The sequence below is a fragment of the Amycolatopsis sp. Hca4 genome (assembly GCF_013364075.1).
GTDB lineage: Bacteria > Actinomycetota > Actinomycetes > Mycobacteriales > Pseudonocardiaceae > Amycolatopsis.
In genome coordinates this window covers 9760347-9777877 of sequence record NZ_CP054925.1, presented here as the reverse complement: position 1 = coordinate 9777877, position 17531 = coordinate 9760347, and the positions used below count along the sequence as shown (strand labels likewise).

General features: G+C 74.8%; 13 protein-coding genes. 4 read left to right on the top strand and 9 right to left on the bottom strand.

Annotated features, from left to right (window positions below):
* Window positions 1–12: 12 nt before the first annotated feature.
* A complete protein-coding gene (locus tag HUT10_RS44280) occupies window positions 13–2718 on the bottom strand; it encodes a BTAD domain-containing putative transcriptional regulator (RefSeq protein ID WP_176176673.1) in 2706 nt (901 codons plus the stop codon).
* A 502-nt stretch (window positions 2719–3220) separates the two neighbouring features.
* Here HUT10_RS44280 and HUT10_RS44275 point away from each other — a divergent pair.
* The 4 genes from HUT10_RS44275 to HUT10_RS44260 all read left to right on the top strand — a co-directional run bounded on the left by HUT10_RS44275 (window position 3221) and on the right by HUT10_RS44260 (window position 8228).
* On the top strand, window positions 3221–3910 hold the full coding sequence (locus HUT10_RS44275) for a response regulator transcription factor (protein WP_176176672.1): 690 nt from the start codon (window positions 3221–3223) through the stop codon (window positions 3908–3910).
* The gene (locus HUT10_RS44270; protein ID WP_176176671.1) at window positions 3907–5358 is read left to right on the top strand and encodes a cell wall metabolism sensor histidine kinase WalK; all 1452 of its coding nucleotides are present in this window, start codon (window positions 3907–3909) and stop codon (window positions 5356–5358) included. The genes HUT10_RS44275 and HUT10_RS44270 overlap by 4 nt, the downstream gene beginning before the upstream one ends.
* Before the next feature lie 207 nt (window positions 5359–5565).
* Entirely contained in the window at window positions 5566–6246 is a 681-nt protein-coding gene (locus HUT10_RS44265; RefSeq protein ID WP_176176670.1) for a DUF998 domain-containing protein, read from the top strand.
* Window positions 6240–8228: a glycosyltransferase gene (locus HUT10_RS44260; protein ID WP_176176669.1), complete on the top strand. Its 1989-nt coding sequence runs from the start codon at window positions 6240–6242 to the stop codon at window positions 8226–8228. Before HUT10_RS44265 ends, HUT10_RS44260 begins: the two co-directional genes overlap by 7 nt.
* 4 nt (window positions 8229–8232) lie before the next feature.
* On the opposite strand, the gene HUT10_RS44255 is transcribed toward HUT10_RS44260, so the two are convergent.
* The 8 genes from HUT10_RS44255 to HUT10_RS44220 form a co-directional block, all read right to left on the bottom strand.
* The gene (locus tag HUT10_RS44255; RefSeq protein WP_176176668.1) at window positions 8233–10152 is read right to left on the bottom strand and encodes a potassium transporter Kup; all 1920 of its coding nucleotides are present in this window, start codon (window positions 10150–10152) and stop codon (window positions 8233–8235) included.
* A 296-nt stretch (window positions 10153–10448) separates the two neighbouring features.
* Entirely contained in the window at window positions 10449–11345 is an 897-nt protein-coding gene (locus tag HUT10_RS44250; protein ID WP_176176667.1) for an NAD(P)-dependent oxidoreductase, read from the bottom strand.
* Entirely contained in the window at window positions 11342–12880 is a 1539-nt protein-coding gene (locus HUT10_RS44245; RefSeq protein WP_176176666.1) for a class I adenylate-forming enzyme family protein, read from the bottom strand. The genes HUT10_RS44250 and HUT10_RS44245 overlap by 4 nt, the downstream gene beginning before the upstream one ends.
* The gene (locus tag HUT10_RS44240; RefSeq protein WP_176176665.1) at window positions 12877–14058 is read right to left on the bottom strand and encodes a cytochrome P450; all 1182 of its coding nucleotides are present in this window, start codon (window positions 14056–14058) and stop codon (window positions 12877–12879) included. The genes HUT10_RS44245 and HUT10_RS44240 overlap by 4 nt, the downstream gene beginning before the upstream one ends.
* Window positions 14055–14810 carry a glycosyltransferase family A protein gene (locus HUT10_RS44235; RefSeq protein WP_176176664.1) on the bottom strand — a complete coding sequence of 252 codons (756 nt, stop codon included), beginning with the start codon at window positions 14808–14810 and terminating at the stop codon, window positions 14055–14057. The genes HUT10_RS44240 and HUT10_RS44235 overlap by 4 nt, the downstream gene beginning before the upstream one ends.
* A 59-nt stretch (window positions 14811–14869) precedes the next feature.
* Window positions 14870–15880 carry a 3-oxoacyl-ACP synthase III family protein gene (locus tag HUT10_RS44230; protein ID WP_176176663.1) on the bottom strand — a complete coding sequence of 337 codons (1011 nt, stop codon included), beginning with the start codon at window positions 15878–15880 and terminating at the stop codon, window positions 14870–14872.
* A gap of 13 nt (window positions 15881–15893) precedes the next feature.
* Window positions 15894–17126, bottom strand: a complete 1233-nt coding sequence (locus HUT10_RS44225) for a beta-ketoacyl synthase (RefSeq protein ID WP_176176662.1) — start codon at window positions 17124–17126, stop codon at window positions 15894–15896.
* Window positions 17123–17380 (bottom strand): acyl carrier protein, encoded by a 258-nt coding sequence (locus tag HUT10_RS44220; protein WP_176176661.1) that lies wholly within the window; start codon window positions 17378–17380, stop codon window positions 17123–17125. The genes HUT10_RS44225 and HUT10_RS44220 overlap by 4 nt, the downstream gene beginning before the upstream one ends.
* Window positions 17381–17531: the final 151 nt, after the last annotated feature.

Here is a 17531-nt window from a genome sequence, read left to right as displayed (position 1 = left end):
CGCCGGGCGGGGTCAGCCCTCGAGCCGGCCGCCGGTGACTTCGGCGAGCCGCTCCTGCACCCGCGCGTGCCGGAACTGGTAGACGCCCCCGGCCTGCCGCAGCACCCCGCGCCGGTGGGCGTCGTCGAGGAAGTGCACCAGCCGCCACGGCAGGCGGCCGGTCGCCGCCAGCCACAGGTGGTGGACGAAGTAGTTGCCCCACGCCCGCGTCACCAGGACCGCCAGCGCGATGCCGATCCCGAAGCACACGCCCACCACGAACGGCGCCACCGGGTTCGTCGCCGGCGGGAACACCTGGCCGCCCGCCACCGCCCCCGCCACGCCGTAGCTCACCGCCGCCACCCCGCGGGCCATGGAGAACCCGAACAGCGCTCCCGCCAGGCCGCCCGCGATGGCCAGCGCGAGGTCGTAGCGACCGCCGAACACCGGCAAGAACCGCGTGTTCGCGGTGAACGCGAACGCCATCCCGTCGAACAGCCCGAGTGACACCAGGAACGACAGCGCCAACGCGATCGCGCCGGTCCGCTCGTTGCGCAGGATCGTCCGCGGGCTCGCCACGCGGCTGGCGTCGACCGGTTTCGCCAGCCACACGTGCACCGCGAACACCAGGCCGAACACCACCGCCAGCAGGACGACCAGGCCCGCGGCCAGCGACCAGCCCAGGCCGAGCAGGACGCCGACGGCGGCCCCGATCGCGAAGCGGCCGGCGAACTTCCGGGCCGCGCCGGCGAAGCGCAGTTCGGTGCGCAGCGGTTCCGGCGGACGGCCGAACCGGTGCGTCACGTAGGCGGCGCCGCCGAAGGACAGGCCGTAGATCGCCGCCAGCACCGGTCCGTCGTCGACCCAGCCGGTGACGACGAAGAACAGCGCGACCAGCACGCCGACCAGGCCCGACCGGGTGCCCGCGGGCACTGCCCGGTACAGCTGCCACCAGGCCAGGTCGCGGCTGCGCGTCCGCTCGAGGTGCCGGGCCAGGAAACCCAGCCAGCGGGTCGCCTGCTCCGCGGTGTAGCGCCCGGACGGGCTGGTCTTCGGGTTGCGCCCCGGCGGCTGCGGCACCTGCGCGTAGGCGGTGGGGACGAACGAGTCGAGCAGCTGCCCTTCCAGCGCGGCGGCGTCCCCGGTGGCGAGCAGGTCCGCGGGATCGGCGGGCGGACGGCCGTAGCCGATCCGGGCCAGGTCGACCATGAGCGGCGTCCGCAGCACCCGGGCCAGCGCCGCGTCCGGCTCGCGGCGCAGCCGGTCGGCGACGGGCAGCCAGCGGTCCTCGCCGTGCCGCGCGGCCAGGTAGGTGATCGCCTCCTGGCGGGCGACGGGTTCCAGCCGCACCACGGTGGCCGCCGCGAGCACGGTGCCGGACTCCCGCGTCACCTGCTCGTATTCGGCGGAGCGGCAGGTGAGCACCAGCGAGCGCCCGGCCCCCATGGTCTGGTCCAGCGCGTCGAGCGCGGCGACGCGCAGGTCGGCGGGCATCTCGTCGAGGCCGTCGAGGACCGGCACGACGTGGCCGCCGAGGACGAGCCGGGTCGGGGCGTCGGTCCCGTACTCGCGCGCGGTGAGCAGCGCCGGGTGGTTGTCGGCGAGGCGGGCCGCGAGCCAGGAGTCGAGGTGCTCCCGCCGCGGGTCCCACGACGCCAGGGACAGCAGCACCGGGACCGGGGCGTCCGGCGTGCGGGTGCGGAGCAGTTCCAGGGTCAGCATCAGGGCGAGCACGGACTTGCCGGAGCCGGGATCGCCGAGCACCACCAGCTGCGGCACGGGCAGCGCGGTGAACGTCCCGGCGATGTTGTCGAGATCGCCCCGCCGCGCCGGCTTCCCCCGGCGCGGGGCCGCCGACCAGCGCAGCCGGATCGGCTGCGGCCGGTGCAGCGCTCGCAGTTCGGCTTCGGCGCGCCACTGCCACGTGACGGCTTCGGCGAGTTCGCCGACCGCCCGGTCGAACCGGTGGTGCGGCGGGGCTTCCGGCTCGGGGTCCGCGGCGCTGGGCGTGGCTTCGGCGAGGATCTGCTCGTGCAGCCGCCGCAGGTCGGGGTTCGGGTCGACGCCGAGCTCGTCGGCCAGCCGGCGGCGCAGGCCGTGGAACAGCGTCGAGGCTTCGGCGTAGCGGCCTTCCTTCGCGAGGGCGCGCATCAGGAGCAGGTGGGACAGCTCGCGCGTCGGGTGTTCGCCGCAGAACTCGGTGAGCTCGCGGACGACTTCCCCCGTTTCGCCGAGCCGGAGCCGCCATTCGGCCCCGAGTTCGACGGCCTCGGCCCGCTGTTCGTCGAGCAGTACGGCCCGGCCGGCGAGCGTGGTGGTCCGCAGCCCGTCGAGCGCGGGACCCCGCCACAGCAGGAGCGCGGCCCGGATTTCTTCGACGGCGTCCACGAGCTTGGCTTGGCCGGCGAGCGCCCGCGCGGCGGCGACGTGCCGCCGGAAGCGGAGGACGTCGAGCTCGCCGGCGCCGGCCTGCAGCCGGTACCCGGGCCCGTCGGTGACGATGGCCTCGCCGAGTTCCCCGAGCCGGCCCCGCAACGCGGAAACGCAGTTGCGCACCTGCTTCACCGCGGTCGCGGGCGGCTCGTCCTCCCAGAGCGCGTCGATCATCCGCTCCACCGGGACGACGGCGTTCGCGTTGAGCAACAGGACGGCGAGGGCCCGCTGCTGCCGCGGGCTCGGCAGGGTGATCCGGCTCCCGTCCGCCTGCACTTCCAGCGTCCCGAGAATCCGGAACCTCATCGCAACCCCCCGCTGGTCAAGGCCGCCGGGCTCCGAAACGCGCAGGTGAGGCGGAAAAGGCCGGCGCGAGGACGAAACGAGGACGGCGTCGGGAACCCTAGGGCCACGGCGGAAGAGGGGGAATGCCGGGGCAACCCGGTGGCGGGCGCGTCGTTGGGGGTCGCGCCCTTCACCGGGAAAGCCCGGCCACCCGGAACCGGCCGGAGGGTCCGATCCTGCGCCACGGGTGGCGGGTGCGTCGTCGGGGGACGCGCCCGCCACCGGGCCCGCTCGGAGACAGCCCGCCGAACCGCCGGCTGGCGCGCTCGCCGGCGGCACCCCGCCGAAAACGCGCCCGCCACCGGCACCCGCGCCAACACGGCCCGCCGAACCGCGAACGGCACGCGAGGATCGGCCACGGACCCCCGCCGAGCAACTCGCCGCCACCGCCGGCCCGGCTTCTTAGTCGTTTCTTAGCACCCGCCCTGGCCGTTTCCGCCCGGCTCCTCGGAGAATCGGGAGGGTGCTGATCGTGATCGCCGATGACGAAGCTGCCGTGTGCGACTCGCTCTCGCGGACCCTGCGGTTCGAGGGCTACGCCGTCGCGGTCGCCCACGATGGCCAAGCCGCCCTCGATGTCATCCGGGCTCGGGAGCCCGACGGTGTCATCCTCGACGTCACCATGCCCGTGCTCGACGGGCTGGAAACCTGCCGACGATTGCGGGCCGATGGGAACCTCGTGCCCGTTCTGATGCTCACCGCGCGCGGGGACGTCACCGCGCGGGTCGCCGGGCTCGAGGCCGGGGCCGATGACTACCTCGCCAAGCCCTTCTCGCTGCAGGAACTGCTCGCGCGGGTGCGGGCCCTGCTGCGCCGGGCGCGGTACGAAGCCGTCCCAGAGCCTCCCGGCGATCTGCGGTTCCGGGATCTCGCCCTCAACCCCGCCACGCGGGAAGTCGTGCGCGCCGGCCGTCCGGTGCGGCTGACGCGGACCGAGTTCGCCATCCTCGAGCTGTTCCTGCGCCACCCTCGGCAGGTGCTGACCCGGTCCGTGCTGTTCGAACACGTCTGGGGCTTCGACTTCGGCAGCAGCTCCAACAGCCTCGACGTCTACCTCGGCTACCTGCGCCGGAAACTCGAGGCCGACGGCGGCGGCCGGCTGCTGCACACCGTCCGCGGCGTCGGCTACGTCCTGCGCGAGGACCCCCTGTGAGGGAACGGCGCAAGCTCACCCTCCGCGCCCGGGTCGCGGTCCTCTCCGCGCTCGGCGTCGCGCTCGCCGTCGTCGTCGTGTCGCTCGCCGGGTGGTGGCTGATGCACGGCCGGATGTACGACCACCTGGACCGCCAGGTGCGCGCCCAGACGGCCGAGGCCGCGCGGGCGGCGACCCCCGAGGACGCCCTGCGGCTCCTGCACAGCGTCGACGAACTACCGGACAACTGGTCGGACGGCGACGTCCCGGACGATGCCGCGCAGCTGCTCGTCCAGGTCGGCCCGCCGCCGCCCGTCGTCGTCCGGTTCCTCGACAACCGCGGGGACGTCGTGGCCGCCACCGCGGGCGCCGCGTGGCTGGGACCGGTCGGCTCGTCCGCCGCCGCGGTCGCGGAGAGCGGGACCGGCGAGGACCTCGACGACGCCGGGCCGGACGACGAGACGGTCTACCGCGTGCACACCGCGCCCCGGGACGGCGGCGCGATCCAGGTCGGCAGCCGGGTGATCGGCATCGAAGGGACCCTCGACGACCTCCGCGTGCTGCTCACCTGGATCGGGCTCGCCGGCGCCGCGCTCGCCGGCGTGGTCGGCTGGGGTGTCGCCCGGACCGGCCTGCGCCCGGTCCACCGGCTCACCGGGGCCGTCGAGACGGTGGCCGAGACCCAGGACCTGGACAGCTCGATCCCGGTGACCGGCCGCGACGAGATCGCCCGGCTCGCCACCGCGGTCAACCACCTGCTGACCGCGCTCGCCGCGTCGAAAGCCGCCCAGCAGCAGCTCGTCCAGGACGCCGGGCACGAGCTGCGGACGCCGCTGACCAGCCTGCGCACCAACGTCGAACTGCTCCGCTACGCCGACGCGCAACAGGGATCGGGCAAGGTGCTCGCCCCGGACGACCGCGCCCGGCTGCTGCGCGACCTCGGCATCCAGGCCGAAGAGCTGACCACCCTCACCACCGAGCTGGTCGAGCTGGCCGCGGAGAACACCGACCCCGAGCCGTTCGGCCCGCTGGACCTGGCCGACGTCGTCCACGGCGCGGTCATCCGAGCCCGCGCGCGCTGGCCGCAGGTCGTGTTCGCCGTCTCGGCCACGCCCGCGAGCCTGACCGGCCAGCCGGGCGGGCTGTCCCGGGTCGTGCTGAACCTGCTGGACAACGCGGCGAAGTGGAGCCCGCCCGGTGGCACCGTCCGGGTCCGGCTGTCCACAACGGACGGACAGGCCGAACTGACGGTCACCGACGAAGGACCGGGCATCAGCGAGCAGGACCGGCCGAAGGTCTTCGAGCGCTTCTACCGGGCCACCGCCGCCCGGTCGATGCCCGGCTCGGGGCTCGGGCTGGCGATCGTGGCGCAGATCGTGCGCACGCACGCGGGCAGCGTGGTGGTGGGCACGGCCTCCGGCGGCGGCGCGGAGCTCCGGGTGCGGCTGCCGGCCGACCATGCTTCCTGACCGGCCCGTTGCCGACACGGGCATCCCCGCGCGCCGACGCCTGACCGCGGGCACGACCGGCCCGAAGCCTTCGACACCGATAAGCACCTCCGCGGCCGTCCTCGGCGGCGCCGAACCACGCGCGCGACTCCCGGCGCACCGGGTTTCTTAACCGGCTCGGCGGTGGTTCTTAACCTCCTTTCATCCGCGAACCCGATCTTCGGAGTCGTGTCCTCCGTCGAAACGATCCGGCCCGCACCCGTCGGCCACCGCCCCGCCGGGCCGTGGGCCGTCGCCGCTCTCGGGTGCTTCGGGATTTCCGTCGTCACCGTGGTCGTCCTGCACTTCAGCCGGGCCGCCGAGGTCGATCCGGTGCGGCAGGTGATCAGCGACTACGCGTTGTCCGAAGCCGGCGGGTTCGCCGTCTGCGTGCTGGCCCTGGCCGCCGGCACCGGCTTCCTGCTGACCGGGCTGGCCCGCGCCGGGCTGCCGGTGACGCCGCCGGTCGTCGCGCTCGCGGCCTGCTGGGGTGGCGGGCTCACGCTCTGCGCGATCTTCCCCACCTCCCCCACCGGCACCCCGATGACGTTCTCCGCCGAAGTCCACCGCTACGCGGGCCTGGTGCTGTTCGTCAGCCTGCCGGCCGCGGCCGGGCTGCTGGCCCGCGGCGCCGCGGCCCACCCGGCGCACCGCGGCCTCGCCGCCCGGCTGCGGCGGCACACCGATTGGGCGTGGGCCGCACTCGTGGTCTTCCTGCTCAGCCAGCTGCCGGTGCTGCTGGCACCGTCCCGCGCCTTCGACGGCCCGCTGTTCCAGGGCCTCACCGAACGGCTCGTCTTCGCCGGCTACCTCGTCCTCCTGGGCGAGCCGGCCGTCGCCATCCTGCGCTCCGGAAGGAAACCATGCTGATCCCCGCCATCGGCCTCGCCGCCGCCGGTGCCTGCTGCTTCGCCGGCACCGTCCACCTGCAGCACAACGCCGTCCGCCACGCGACCGCCGTCCCGGCCGGGATCCGGGCGGTCCTGCGCACCCCCGGCTGGTACGCCGGGATCGGGCTCGCCGGCCTGGGCGCCGGGCTGCACGTCCTCGCGCTCACCATGGCCCCTCTCGCGGTGGTGCAGCCGGTCGGCGTGCTCACCCTGGTGCTCACCGCCCTGCTCGCCCGCACCCCGATCACCCGGCGCGTCTTCGCCGCACTGGCCATGAGCGTCGCCGGGCCGGCGGGGTTCGTCGCGCTCGCCGCCACGGCCACGACCGCCGCCCTGCCCGCTCCCGGCCTCGGCACCGCGCAGTGGGCTCTGCTCGCCGCAGCCGGGCTGGCCGCGGCGAGCCGGGCCACCCTCGGCCGCGCCCGGGCGCTGCTGTGCGCGCTCGGCGCGGCCGTGCTCTTCGGGTTCACCTCGGCGCTCGTCCGCGCCGCGGCCGTCGCGCCGCTGAGTGGCATGACCGTCTTCGCGGTCGCCGAAGCCGTGGCGGCGACGCTCGCCGGGGCGTGGCTGCTGCACCAGGCCTACGCCGGCGGGCCCGCGCCGGTGGTGGCCGGCGCGACCACCATCGGCGACCCGCTCAGCGCGGTCCTCATCGGCGTCTTCGCCTACGGGGAACTGACTCCGGGGCAGCTGGCCGGCCTGGCCGTGCCGGGGCTGGTCGCGGTGGCCGGGCTCGTGCTGCTCGCCCGGACGCTGCCGGCCCCCGCCGCGCCCGTCCGGCGGCCGCGGCGGGCGGGACCGCTGCGGATCGCCATCACCGCGGACACCTACCCGCCGGACGTCAACGGCGCGGCGAACTTCGCCGCCCGGCTGGCGGCCGGGCTGGCCGGGCGCGGGCACGAGGTGCACGTCGTCTGCCCGTCGCCGACCGCGGAGCCGGTCACCGAAACGGCGGCCGGGGTGACCGTCCACCGGATCGGTTCGACGCGCACGCCGTTCCACCCGACGTTCCGGATCTGCCCGCCGTGGCGCACGGCCAGAGCCGTGCCTGCGCTGCTCGCCGCGATCGACCCCGACGTCGTGCACACCCAGGCGCACTTCCTGGTCGGCCGCAGCGCGGTCCGCGCCGCCACCGCGGCCGGCGTCCCGGTGGTCGCCACCAACCACTTCATGCCGGAGAACCTGCTCGGCTACGGCCCGCTGCCGCGCTGGACCCACCGCCCGCTGGCCCGGCTGGCGTGGCGCGACCTCGTGCGGGTCTTCGACCGCGCGACGGTCTGCACCACGCCGACGCCCCGCGCGGCCGGGCTGCTGGAACGCCACGGCCTGCACCGGCCCGTGCTGGCCATCTCCTGCGGGGTCGACCGCGCGCACTACGCCGGCCCGCCCGAGCCGCCCGCCGGCCCGCCCGCGGTGCTGTTCGTGGGACGGCTGGACGCCGAGAAGAACGTGCACGAGCTGCTCGAAGCCGCCGTCCTGCTGCCGCCGCACGTGCGGGTCGAGCTCGTCGGCGACGGCAGCGAACGCGCCCGCCTGGAGGCGCTGGCCGACCGGCTGGGGATCGCCGACCGGGTCGCCTTCCACGGGTTCGTCCCGGACGCGGAGCTGGTGCGGGCCTACCGGCGGTGCGCCGTGTTCTGCATGCCGGGCACCGCCGAGCTGCAGAGCCTGGTGACCATGGAGGCGATGGCCGCGGGCAAGCCGGTCGTCGCCGCGGACGCGATGGCGCTGCCGCACCTGGTCCGGCCCGGGCGCAACGGCCGCCTCTACCCGCCCGGCGACCCCGCGGCGCTCGCCGCGCAGCTCACCGCCGTGCTGGCCGACGAGCCGGCCCGGGCGGCGATGGGACGGGCCAGCCTCGACCTGATCGCCGCGCACGACCTCGAATCCACAGTGGACGCCTTCGCGGGCGTTTACCGCGATGTCGCGGTCCGCCCGGTGGCCGCGGCGGCGGTCCGGTGACCGCTCAGACGTCGACGCGGGACCCCATGATCACCGTGCGGTCCCGGGGCAGGCCGAAGTACTCCGCCGCGTCCGCGGTGATGTAGGAGGTGGCGATGAACAGCCGCTTGCGCCAGCCGGCCATCGTCGGTTCCGGGCCGCGCTGCAGCTCGATCTTGGACAGGAAGTAGGACGCCTCGTCGAGCTGCAGCCGTCCTTCGGTCTGAGCCGGGTCGAGCAGGGCGAGCGCGCCCGGGACGTCCGGGCTGTCCATGTAGCCGTAGCGGGCGGTGACGAAGACGATCCCGTCGTCGGTGTGCCCCAGGTCCTCGACGGTCACCCGCTGCCCGGCCGGGACCCGCGGCACCGGCTCGGTCTCCAGCGACATGATCACCACCTGCTCGTGCCGCACGTGGTTGTGCTCGGCGTTGGCCCGCAGCGCCAGCGGTGCGGTCCGCCCGCCCCGGTTGAGGAACACCGCCGTGCCGGGCACCTGCTGCACCGGGGCGTCCCGGAGTTCGTCGATGAACTCCGGCAGCGAGCCCTCCCGGCGTTCGCGCTCGGCGGTGACGATCCGACGGCCGCGCTGCCAGGTCGTCATGATGGTGAACGCCGTCAGGCCGATCAGCAGCGGCAGCCACGCCCCGTGCACCAGCTTGGTCAGGTTGGCCGCGACGAACAGCAGGTCCACCAGGAGCAGCACGGACGCGCCGAGGCCGATCAGCCACGCCGGCGTCCCCCACCGCGAGCGGGCGATGTAGAAGAACAGCAGCGTCGTGATGGTGATCGTCCCGGTCACCGCCATGCCGAACGCGAACGCCAGCGCCGCCGAGCTGCGGAAGGCGAACACCAGCGTCAGCACCGAAACCATCAGCAGCCAGTTGATCCACGGCACGTAGATCTGGCCCCGCTCGGTCTCCGAGGTGTGCGCGATCCGCAGCCGCGGCAGGTACCCCAGCTGAGCGGCCTGCGCGGCGACCGAATACGCCCCGGTGATCACCGCCTGGGACGCGATCACCGTCGCCGCCGTGGCCAGCACCACCAGCGGCAACCGCGCCCACGACGGCACCAGCAGGAAGAACGGGCTCGCGACGTTCGCCGGGTTCTCCAGGATCAGCGCGCCCTGGCCGAGGTAGCTCAGCACGCACGCCGGCAGCACCAGCAGGAGCCAGCCGCGGGTGATCGCGCGGCGGCCGAAGTGCCCCATGTCGGCGTAGAGGGCTTCGGCGCCGGTGACCGACAGCACCACCGCCGCCAGCGCGAAGAACGCGATGTCGAAGTGCCCGGCCATGAACCCGATGGCGTAGGCCGGCGAGAGCGCCTTGAGGATGTCGGGGTGCCCGGCGATGCCGACCACGCCGAACCCGCCGATCGTGGCGAACCAGGCGATCATCACCGGCCCGAACACCCGCCCGACCGCGGCCGTCCCCCGCCGCTGCACCAGGAACAACCCGATGATGATCACCGCGGTGATCGGGACGACCCAGTCCTCGAGGCCGTCCGAGACGACCTTGAGCCCCTCGACCGCCGACAGCACGGAGATCGCCGGGGTGATCATGCTGTCGCCGAAGAACAGCGCGGCGCCGAAGATGCCGAGCCCGGCCAGTACGACGGCCGCGCGCTTGCCGCGTTGCGCGCCCCAGCGCCGCAGCAGGGTGATCAGGGCCATGATGCCGCCCTCGCCGTCGTTGTCCGCGCGCATCGCCAGCAGCACGTAGGTGACGGTCACGATGATCATCACCGACCAGAAGATCAGCGACACCACGCCGAACACGTTGGCCGCGCTCACCGGCACCGGGTGCGGGTCGGCCGGGTTGAACACCGTCTGCAGCGTGTAGATCGGGCTCGTCCCGATGTCCCCGAAGACCACGCCCAGCGCACCGACCACGAGCCCGAGGCGCACCACGTCACGCCCGGCCGGCCTCGTACTCTGCGCCTGACTCACGCACTCCCCCTCGCCTCGGCCGTCACGAGGCGGACCCTACCGATCCACTGTGGCCGGACGGGGCCGGCGGCGGCGCGTCGGGGAAAGCTTTACGCGTCTTGATGAAATCTTAGCGCGAAGGCACCGGCAAAATTGCCGGTGCCACCCGGCCGATCAGGGTTCCACCCGCGGGGAAAACGCTGTTCAACACGCCCCCGGCCACGCTCTTGCCGGGTGCCGGTTCCGTTCGGTGCGCCTCTTTAGGGTCGTGACGCGCGGCGGGTGCGGCGGAACCCCAGCGCCGCACCCGTCACGTCTCACGGCGGCGGGAAGGCCGTGGGGGCCGGCTCGAAGCCGAGCCGCTCGATCGCCGCCGTGAGGTCCAGGGTGCGTTCCACCGCGAACTGGCTGATCACGTACCGGTTCAGCCGCCCGCGCGGGAACGCGCGGGCCGGCGGGGAAAGCAGCCAGGCCGGGACGTAGGCCGGCCGCACCGGCACGCCCGCCGAGGCCAGCAGGCCGCGCAGGGCCCAGTCGACGGTCACCGGGGCGCGGTCGGCGATGTTGAACACGCTCGGCCACGCCGGTCCGGCCGTCGCCGCGAGCAGGCAGGCCCGCGCCAGGCTGTCCACGTGGGTCATGCTGACCAGCACCTTCCCGGTGCCCGGCACCAGCAGCCGACCGAACCGCACGTTCTCCAGCAGCCGCGGCAGCAGGGTGGTGTCCCCGGCGCCGTAGACGGCGTGGGGCCGCAGCACGACCGCGTCGCGGGCGATGGCCAGCACGAGCTGCTCGGCCGCGGCCTTGGCGGCCGCGTAGGCGTTGAGGTAGCGCTCCACCGGGGCTTCGTGCTCCTTCGCGCACACCGTCGGCCGGAACGGGTCGTACACGCTGCCGCTGCTGACGTGCACGATCCGGCGCCCCGGGAACGAGGCCAGCACGTGGTGGGTGCCGAGCAGGTTGGTCCGCCAGACCTCCCTGGCCACGCCGGTGTCGGTCGCCGACGCCGCGCAGTGCACCACCGCGTCGACGGCGGGCGGGTCGGCGAGCTTGGCCGCCCCGATGTCCCACGACCGGTACGCGGCCCCGGCGAGCCGTCCGGCGTCCGCCGTGGCCCGCCTGCCGAACGCCGTCACCTGCCAGCCCGCCGCCACGGCGGCCCGGCAGACCGCGCCGCCGACGAAGCCGGTCGCGCCGGTCACCGCGAGCCTCACGGCTTGCTCGCGGTGACCAGCTCGCGCAGGCGGCCCCGGTCGAGCTTGCGGGACCGGCCCGAGCGCGGCAGCTCCGGCAGGACGACGATCCGGTCCGGGACGGCCTCGGCGTCGATCAGCTCCGGCAGCTGACGCCGCAGCCGCCGCACGAGCCGGGCCGGGTCCACCTCGGTGCTGTCGGCCACCACCGCGAGCACCACGGTCTCGTCCTGGGTGACCGGGTCGGGCGTGCCGACCATCGCCGCCTCCCTGACCCCGGCCAGCAGCGCGATCGACGGCTCGTAGAGCCCCGGGTAGATGTTGTACGAGCCGCGGATGAGCATGTCCTTCTTCCGGCCCGTCATGACGATCCGGCCGTCGTCGTCCAGCCGGGCGAGGTCGCCGGTGGCCAGCTCGGTCAGCGGCGGCCCGCCCAGGTGGCCGAGGCAGGCGTTCGGCGCGGACACCAGCAGCTCGCCGTCGGCGGCGATCCGGGCGCGCACCCCGGGCGACGGCGTCCCGAGCAGGTCGCCCGGGCAGCCGCGCTCGACGTGCGCCAGCTTGTCCTCGGCGCGGGCGACCGCCAGCGGGATCGCCTCGGTCATCGCGTAGATCGAGAGCACCTGCCCGCCGGGGACCGCGGCCAGCGCCTGCCGCAGCACCGCGGGGGCGGCCGGCGCGGAGCCCATCACCAGGTGCCGGACGTGGGCGGGCCACTCCGGCAGGATGCCGAACACCTCGGCCAGGTGCACCGGCACCCCGTAGGCGTGGGTGACCCGGCGGTCCGCGAGGTCCCGCGCGAAGCGCTCCGGCGGGGCGGACGGCTTCGGCAGGGACAGCCGGGCGCCGCCCAGCAACGCGGGCAGGCCGGCCATGATGCCGTCGGCGTGCATCACGTCCCCGGGCGCGAACGGCAGGTGCGTGCCCAGCATCGTCACCGCCGCGGTGAGCGACCGCAGCGAGTGCACGACCCCCTTCGGCTGTTCCGTCGTGCCCGAGGTGAACACGACCAGCGCGGGCGCGGCGGGGTCCCGGTCCGGGGCCGCGGACGGCGCCCGGCCGAGCAGGCTCGCCAGCGGGCGGGCCGAGCGCGGGACCCCGGGCAGGCGGCGGCCGAGGTGGACGTGCCGGATGCCGGGGTCGCCGATCGGCTGCCGCAGGTCCGGGACTCCCCAGCCGCGGCGGCGGCAGTAGGCGCGGACCGGGCCCAGCACGCTGGCCGGGTAGAACAGCGATTCGGCGATCAGCCAGCGCGGCCGGGAGGCCCGCAGCCGCGCCGACACCAGGGCCGGGCCGACGGCGGTGTCCGCGGAGACGAGCACCGCGCCGGCCCGCAGCGCCCCGAGGAACAGGCCGATCGCGGTGGCGGAGTTGCGGACGGCGAACAGCACGCCGTCGCCGGGCGCGAGCCCTTCGGCCCGCAGGCCGGCGTCGACCTCGAGGGTGAGGCGGCGCAGTTCGCCGAAGGTCGTGGTGCGGCCGTCCGGGTCGATCACGGCCGGCTCGCCGGGCCGGTCGGCGGCGGTGTCCAGGAAGCGGGTCACGAGATCGGTCATGCGCGGCTGACCTCCAGGCGCCGGTAAGCGGGGAAGAGCACTCCCGGGGCGGCCCGGCGGGCGGTGATCCGCAGCTCGCCGCAGCCGGCCAGGGTGCCGAGGAGTGCGTGGACCTCGGCCATCGCCAGCGGGTAGCCGAGGCAGAAGTGCGGGCCGGCCCCGAACCACAGCCGCCGCAGCTCCGGCGGGTGCGTGCGGGCGAGGTCGAACCCGCCGTGGGCCCGGGCGCAGTTGAGTGTCGACAAGACGACCCGGTCCCCCGCGCGCACCGCGACCCCGGCGATCCGCCCGGGCCGGACGGCGTTGCGCAGGATGATCGGCGCCGGGGTGATCAAGCGAGCCGTCTCGTGGATCGCGGCGTCCACCGGCCCGGTGTCGCCCGCGCGGCACGCGGCGGCGACGCCGGCCAGCTCGCCGTGGTCGTGGAGCACCGCGACCATCCGGGGCAGCAGGCTGGTGATCGTCTCGGTGCCCGCGATCAGGAACGCCGACGCGAGCCCCCGTGCCTCGGCTTCGGTCAGCCCGAAGCTGCGCATCCGGCCGACCGCGGTCGTTTCGTCGCCCTTCTCCCAGGCCAGCGACGTGCTGGTGCCGATCTCGGCGACGATCGCGCGGGCCCGGGCGACCTGCGCCGCGCCAAGGCTGAGCCTGCCCAGCTTGACCAGGCCGATGATGGCGGTGGCCTGGCCGGTCAGCCGCAGGTAGGCCGCCTCCCGCTCGGCGGTGGACCCGGTCACGGTGAACCCGACCAGTGCGCTGGTCACCGCCCCGGCGACGATCTTCGTCGTGCGCACGACGTCCACCGGGCGGCCGGCGCGCAGCGCCTCGGCCACCCGGGCCAGCGGCTCGGTGCACGCGGTGTCGATCAGCAGGCGGACGTAGGCCGGGGTGAAGAACTCGGCGAGCTTGCGCCGCATCGCCCGGTGTTCGGGCCCGTCCATGTTGACCAGCATCGACGGGCCGAAGACCGGGGTCCACAGGTCCGCTTCGGTGCCGCCGCCGCTGCGGAAGGTCGCGGTGTCGGTCAGCACCTCCCGCGCCGCCGAAGCCTCGTTCACCACGACCCCGAGCCCGGGCACCCGCACGGCGGGCCCGAGCCGGCCCAGGACGCGGACCACGGGGTAGGCGAGCGGGTGCGCCGCCAGTTGCAGCCGCAGCTCGTGCGCGCCCGCCCTCATCGGACGTCCACGGTTTCGCCGCGGTAGCCGTGGCTGGTGTACCAGGCGAAGGTGTTGCGGATGCCCCACGCCTTGGTCCGCCGCTGCGACCAGTACACGACCATGTCCCGGCGCCGGCCGTAGGCGCGGGTGACGCACCGGACCCGGTTGACCAGCGTGCGGTCCTCGTGGTCGTCTTCGATGCACGAGCGGGGGTAGCCGCCGCACCGCAGGTACAGGCTCGCGGTGATGGCGGTGTTGCCGCCCGCGCACAGCAGGTACGGCCCCAGGTAAGCCGGGCCCCGGTTGGCGCGCCGGAACCGGGCGAGGTACCCGCCGAAGGCCACCAGGAACGCCAGTACGGCCCGCTCGGTCCACGGCACGGCGAAGTCGTCGGTGCGCGCTTTGAACCGGCCGCCGACCAGCTCCAGCCCGGCCGCGAAGCCGCGCATGACCGCCTCCGTCCACTGTGGAGCGACGAGGCAGTCCGCGTCGGTCCGGGCCAGGTGGGTGGCCCCGTTCTCGATCGCCCGGCGCATCCCGGTGTCGCAGGCGGCACCGGTACCCTTCTGCGGTTCGCCGATCACCCGCACGTCCAGCTCCGGGTGCGCGGCGGCGAAGGAGCGGACGACGTCGGCCGTCGCGTCCGTGCTCGCGTTGTCCACCACCAGCACGGTGAAGTCGCGGAAGCGCTGGGCGGCGAGCGACCGCAGCGGCCCCTCGATCCACTTCTCCTCGTTGTACGCGGGGATGACCACCCACAGCTGTGACAACCGGGGCTTCGCCCCGGGCCGGGGGCTTCGCCACCCGGACCCCCGAAAAGACAAGTGGCTCATGACGGCAGCTCCGCGAACAAGGTGCCCACGCTGACCCCGCCGGCCAGCCCGATGAACGCGACCTTGTCGCCGGGGCCGCACCGGCCCGCTTCGATGGCCAGGCTCAGCTGCAGCGGCAGGCTGCACGAAGCGACGTTGCCGTGGTCGGCGATCGTCACGACGAGCTTGTCCTCCGGCACCCCGCTGCTGTCGAGGAACACCCGCAGGTGCGGCACGCCGACCTGGTGCACGCAGAAGAGCGCGAAGTCCTCCCGGCTCAGGCCGGTGCTCGCCAGCGCCGCGTCCAGCTGCGGCCGGATCCCGCGCACGACGGACTCCATCAAGGTCCGGCCGTTGCCGCGCAGGTAGCCGTCGGTGACCGGGTTCCGCGAGTTCGCGCCCCCGTGCCCGGGGATCGACGAGACGTCCCAGCACGACGAGTCCGCCGAGAACTCCCGGTGGAAGATGCCGGGCACCGGTGAGGCTTCCAGCAGCATCGCGGCCCCGGCGTCGGACAGGGTGTAGCCGGCGAGCGAGTCGACGAACTGCGCGCGGTCCGCCACCCGCCACCGGACCACCCGCGAGCCGGTCTCGCCGGTGCAGACCAGCACCCGGCGGTACTGCCCGGAGCGGATGAGCGCTTCGGCGACCTGCATCCCGTTGAGGAAGCTGTTGCAGGCGTTCTTGACGTCGAACACCGGGCAGGACGCGCCGAGCTTGGCCGCGACCACGTGCGCGGTGGCCGGTTCGACGAGGTCCTGGGAGGCGGAGGCGAACACCAGCAGGTCCAGCTCGTGCGCACCGAGCCCGCTGCCGGACAGCAGTTTCGCGGCCGCGGCCACGGCGAGGTCGGAAGCCGGCTCGCCGGGTGCGGCCCGGTGCCGGGTCCGGATCCCGCTGAGCTTGCCGATCGCGCCCGGCCGCGGCCGGAAGCCGGGGCTCTCGCGGGCGATGCGGGCCTCGATCTCGTCGTCGGCGACCAGGGTGGGTGGCAGGTGGGCGGCCACGCCGCCGATCGCCACGTGCATGGGACCGTCCTTTCTAGACACCGGTGAACGCCAGTGTCACGTTGTGCCCGCCGAAGCCGAAGGAGTTGCTGAGCGCCGCGGTGAGCGTGAGCCGGCGGGGTTCGCCCGCCACGACGTCGAGGCCGATCCGGTCGTCGAGCGCGTCGAGGTTGGCGGTGGGCGGGACCAGGCCCTCCCGGACCGACAACACGGTCGCGATCGCTTCCACCGCACCGGAACCACCGAGCAGGTGGCCCAGCGCCCCCTTCGGCGCGGTGACCACCGGGCCGTCGCCGAGGACGCGCCGGATCGTGCCGCTCTCGGTCAGGTCGCCCAGCGGCGTCGCCGTCGCGTGCGCGTTGACGTGGCCGATGTCCCCGGCCGCCAGGCCGGCGCGGCGCAGCGCGGCGGTGATCGCGGCGGCCTGCCCGGTGCCGTCGGGGTCCGGCGCGGTGATGTGGTGGGCGTCGTTGCTCATCCCCGCGCCGGCGAGCCTGCCGTAGGCCTTCGCGCCGCGCGCCGCGGCGAAGTCCGCGCGCTCCAGCACGAGGACGCCGGCGCCCTCCCCCAGCACGAAACCGTCCCGGCCGGCGTCGAACGGGCGCGACGCCGTCCCGGGGCTGGCGTTGCGGGTGCTCATCGAGCGGGCCCTGGCGAACCCGGCCATGATCGCGGGCGTGATGCAGGCGTCGGTGCCGCCCGCGACCACGACGTCGGCCTCCCCCGCCACGATCATCCGCCACGCCCAGGCGATCGCCTCGGCCCCGGACGCGCAGGCCGACATCGGGGCGTGCACCCCGGCCCGCGCCTTCAGCGCGAGGCCGACCAGCGCGGCAGGCCCGTTGGGCATGACCATCGGGATCAGCTGCGGCGACACCGCCCGCAACCCCCGGTCCCGCAGGGCGTCGTGCTGGGCGACCAGGGTCGTCGCACCGCCGATGCCGGTGCCGACCACCACGCCGCAGCGCACCGGGTCCACCGTGCCGTCGGTCAGCGCCGCGTCCCGGCACGCCTGCCGGGCCGCGAGCACGGCCAGTTGTTCGGCGCGGTCCATCCGCTTGAGCTCGACGTGCTCCAGTTCCCCGTCGGGTTCGACGGCCAGCCGCGCGGCGATGCGCACCGGGAACTCCCGCGCCCATTCGACGTCCAGTGTGGACACTCCGGTGCGGCCGTCGAGCAGTCCCCGCCAGGTGGTGGCCACGTCCCCGCCCAGCGGGGTGGTGGCGCCGACGCCGGTGACGACGACTTCGACGTCCGGGCGGTTCACGCCGCCGCGCGCAGGTAGGCGGCGACGTCACCGAAGGTCCGCAGCGCGGGGAGGTTGTCCTCGGGGATGGTCAGGCCGTAGCTGATCTCGATCTCGTCGGTCAGCTCGACCATGGCCAGCGAGTCGATGTCCAGTTCGTCGCGCAGCGAAAGCCCGGTCAGCGGGCGGCCGGCGGACAGCGCGACCGGGTCGGTGCCTGCCACCTTCGCGATCAGCTGGGCCAGGGTGCGCTCGATGTCGTCGGCAGGGCTCACGGGTTACCTCCCACGGTGGATTTCGGGGCTACGGCAGGAGGCTGGCAACGGCCGCTGACCGACAGCTGACGGTTTGCCCCGGATCCGGGCCCGCTGTGCGCCGTGCACACCGAGTTCGCGGCACCGGCCCAGCCCGCGGCGCTATGGTCGG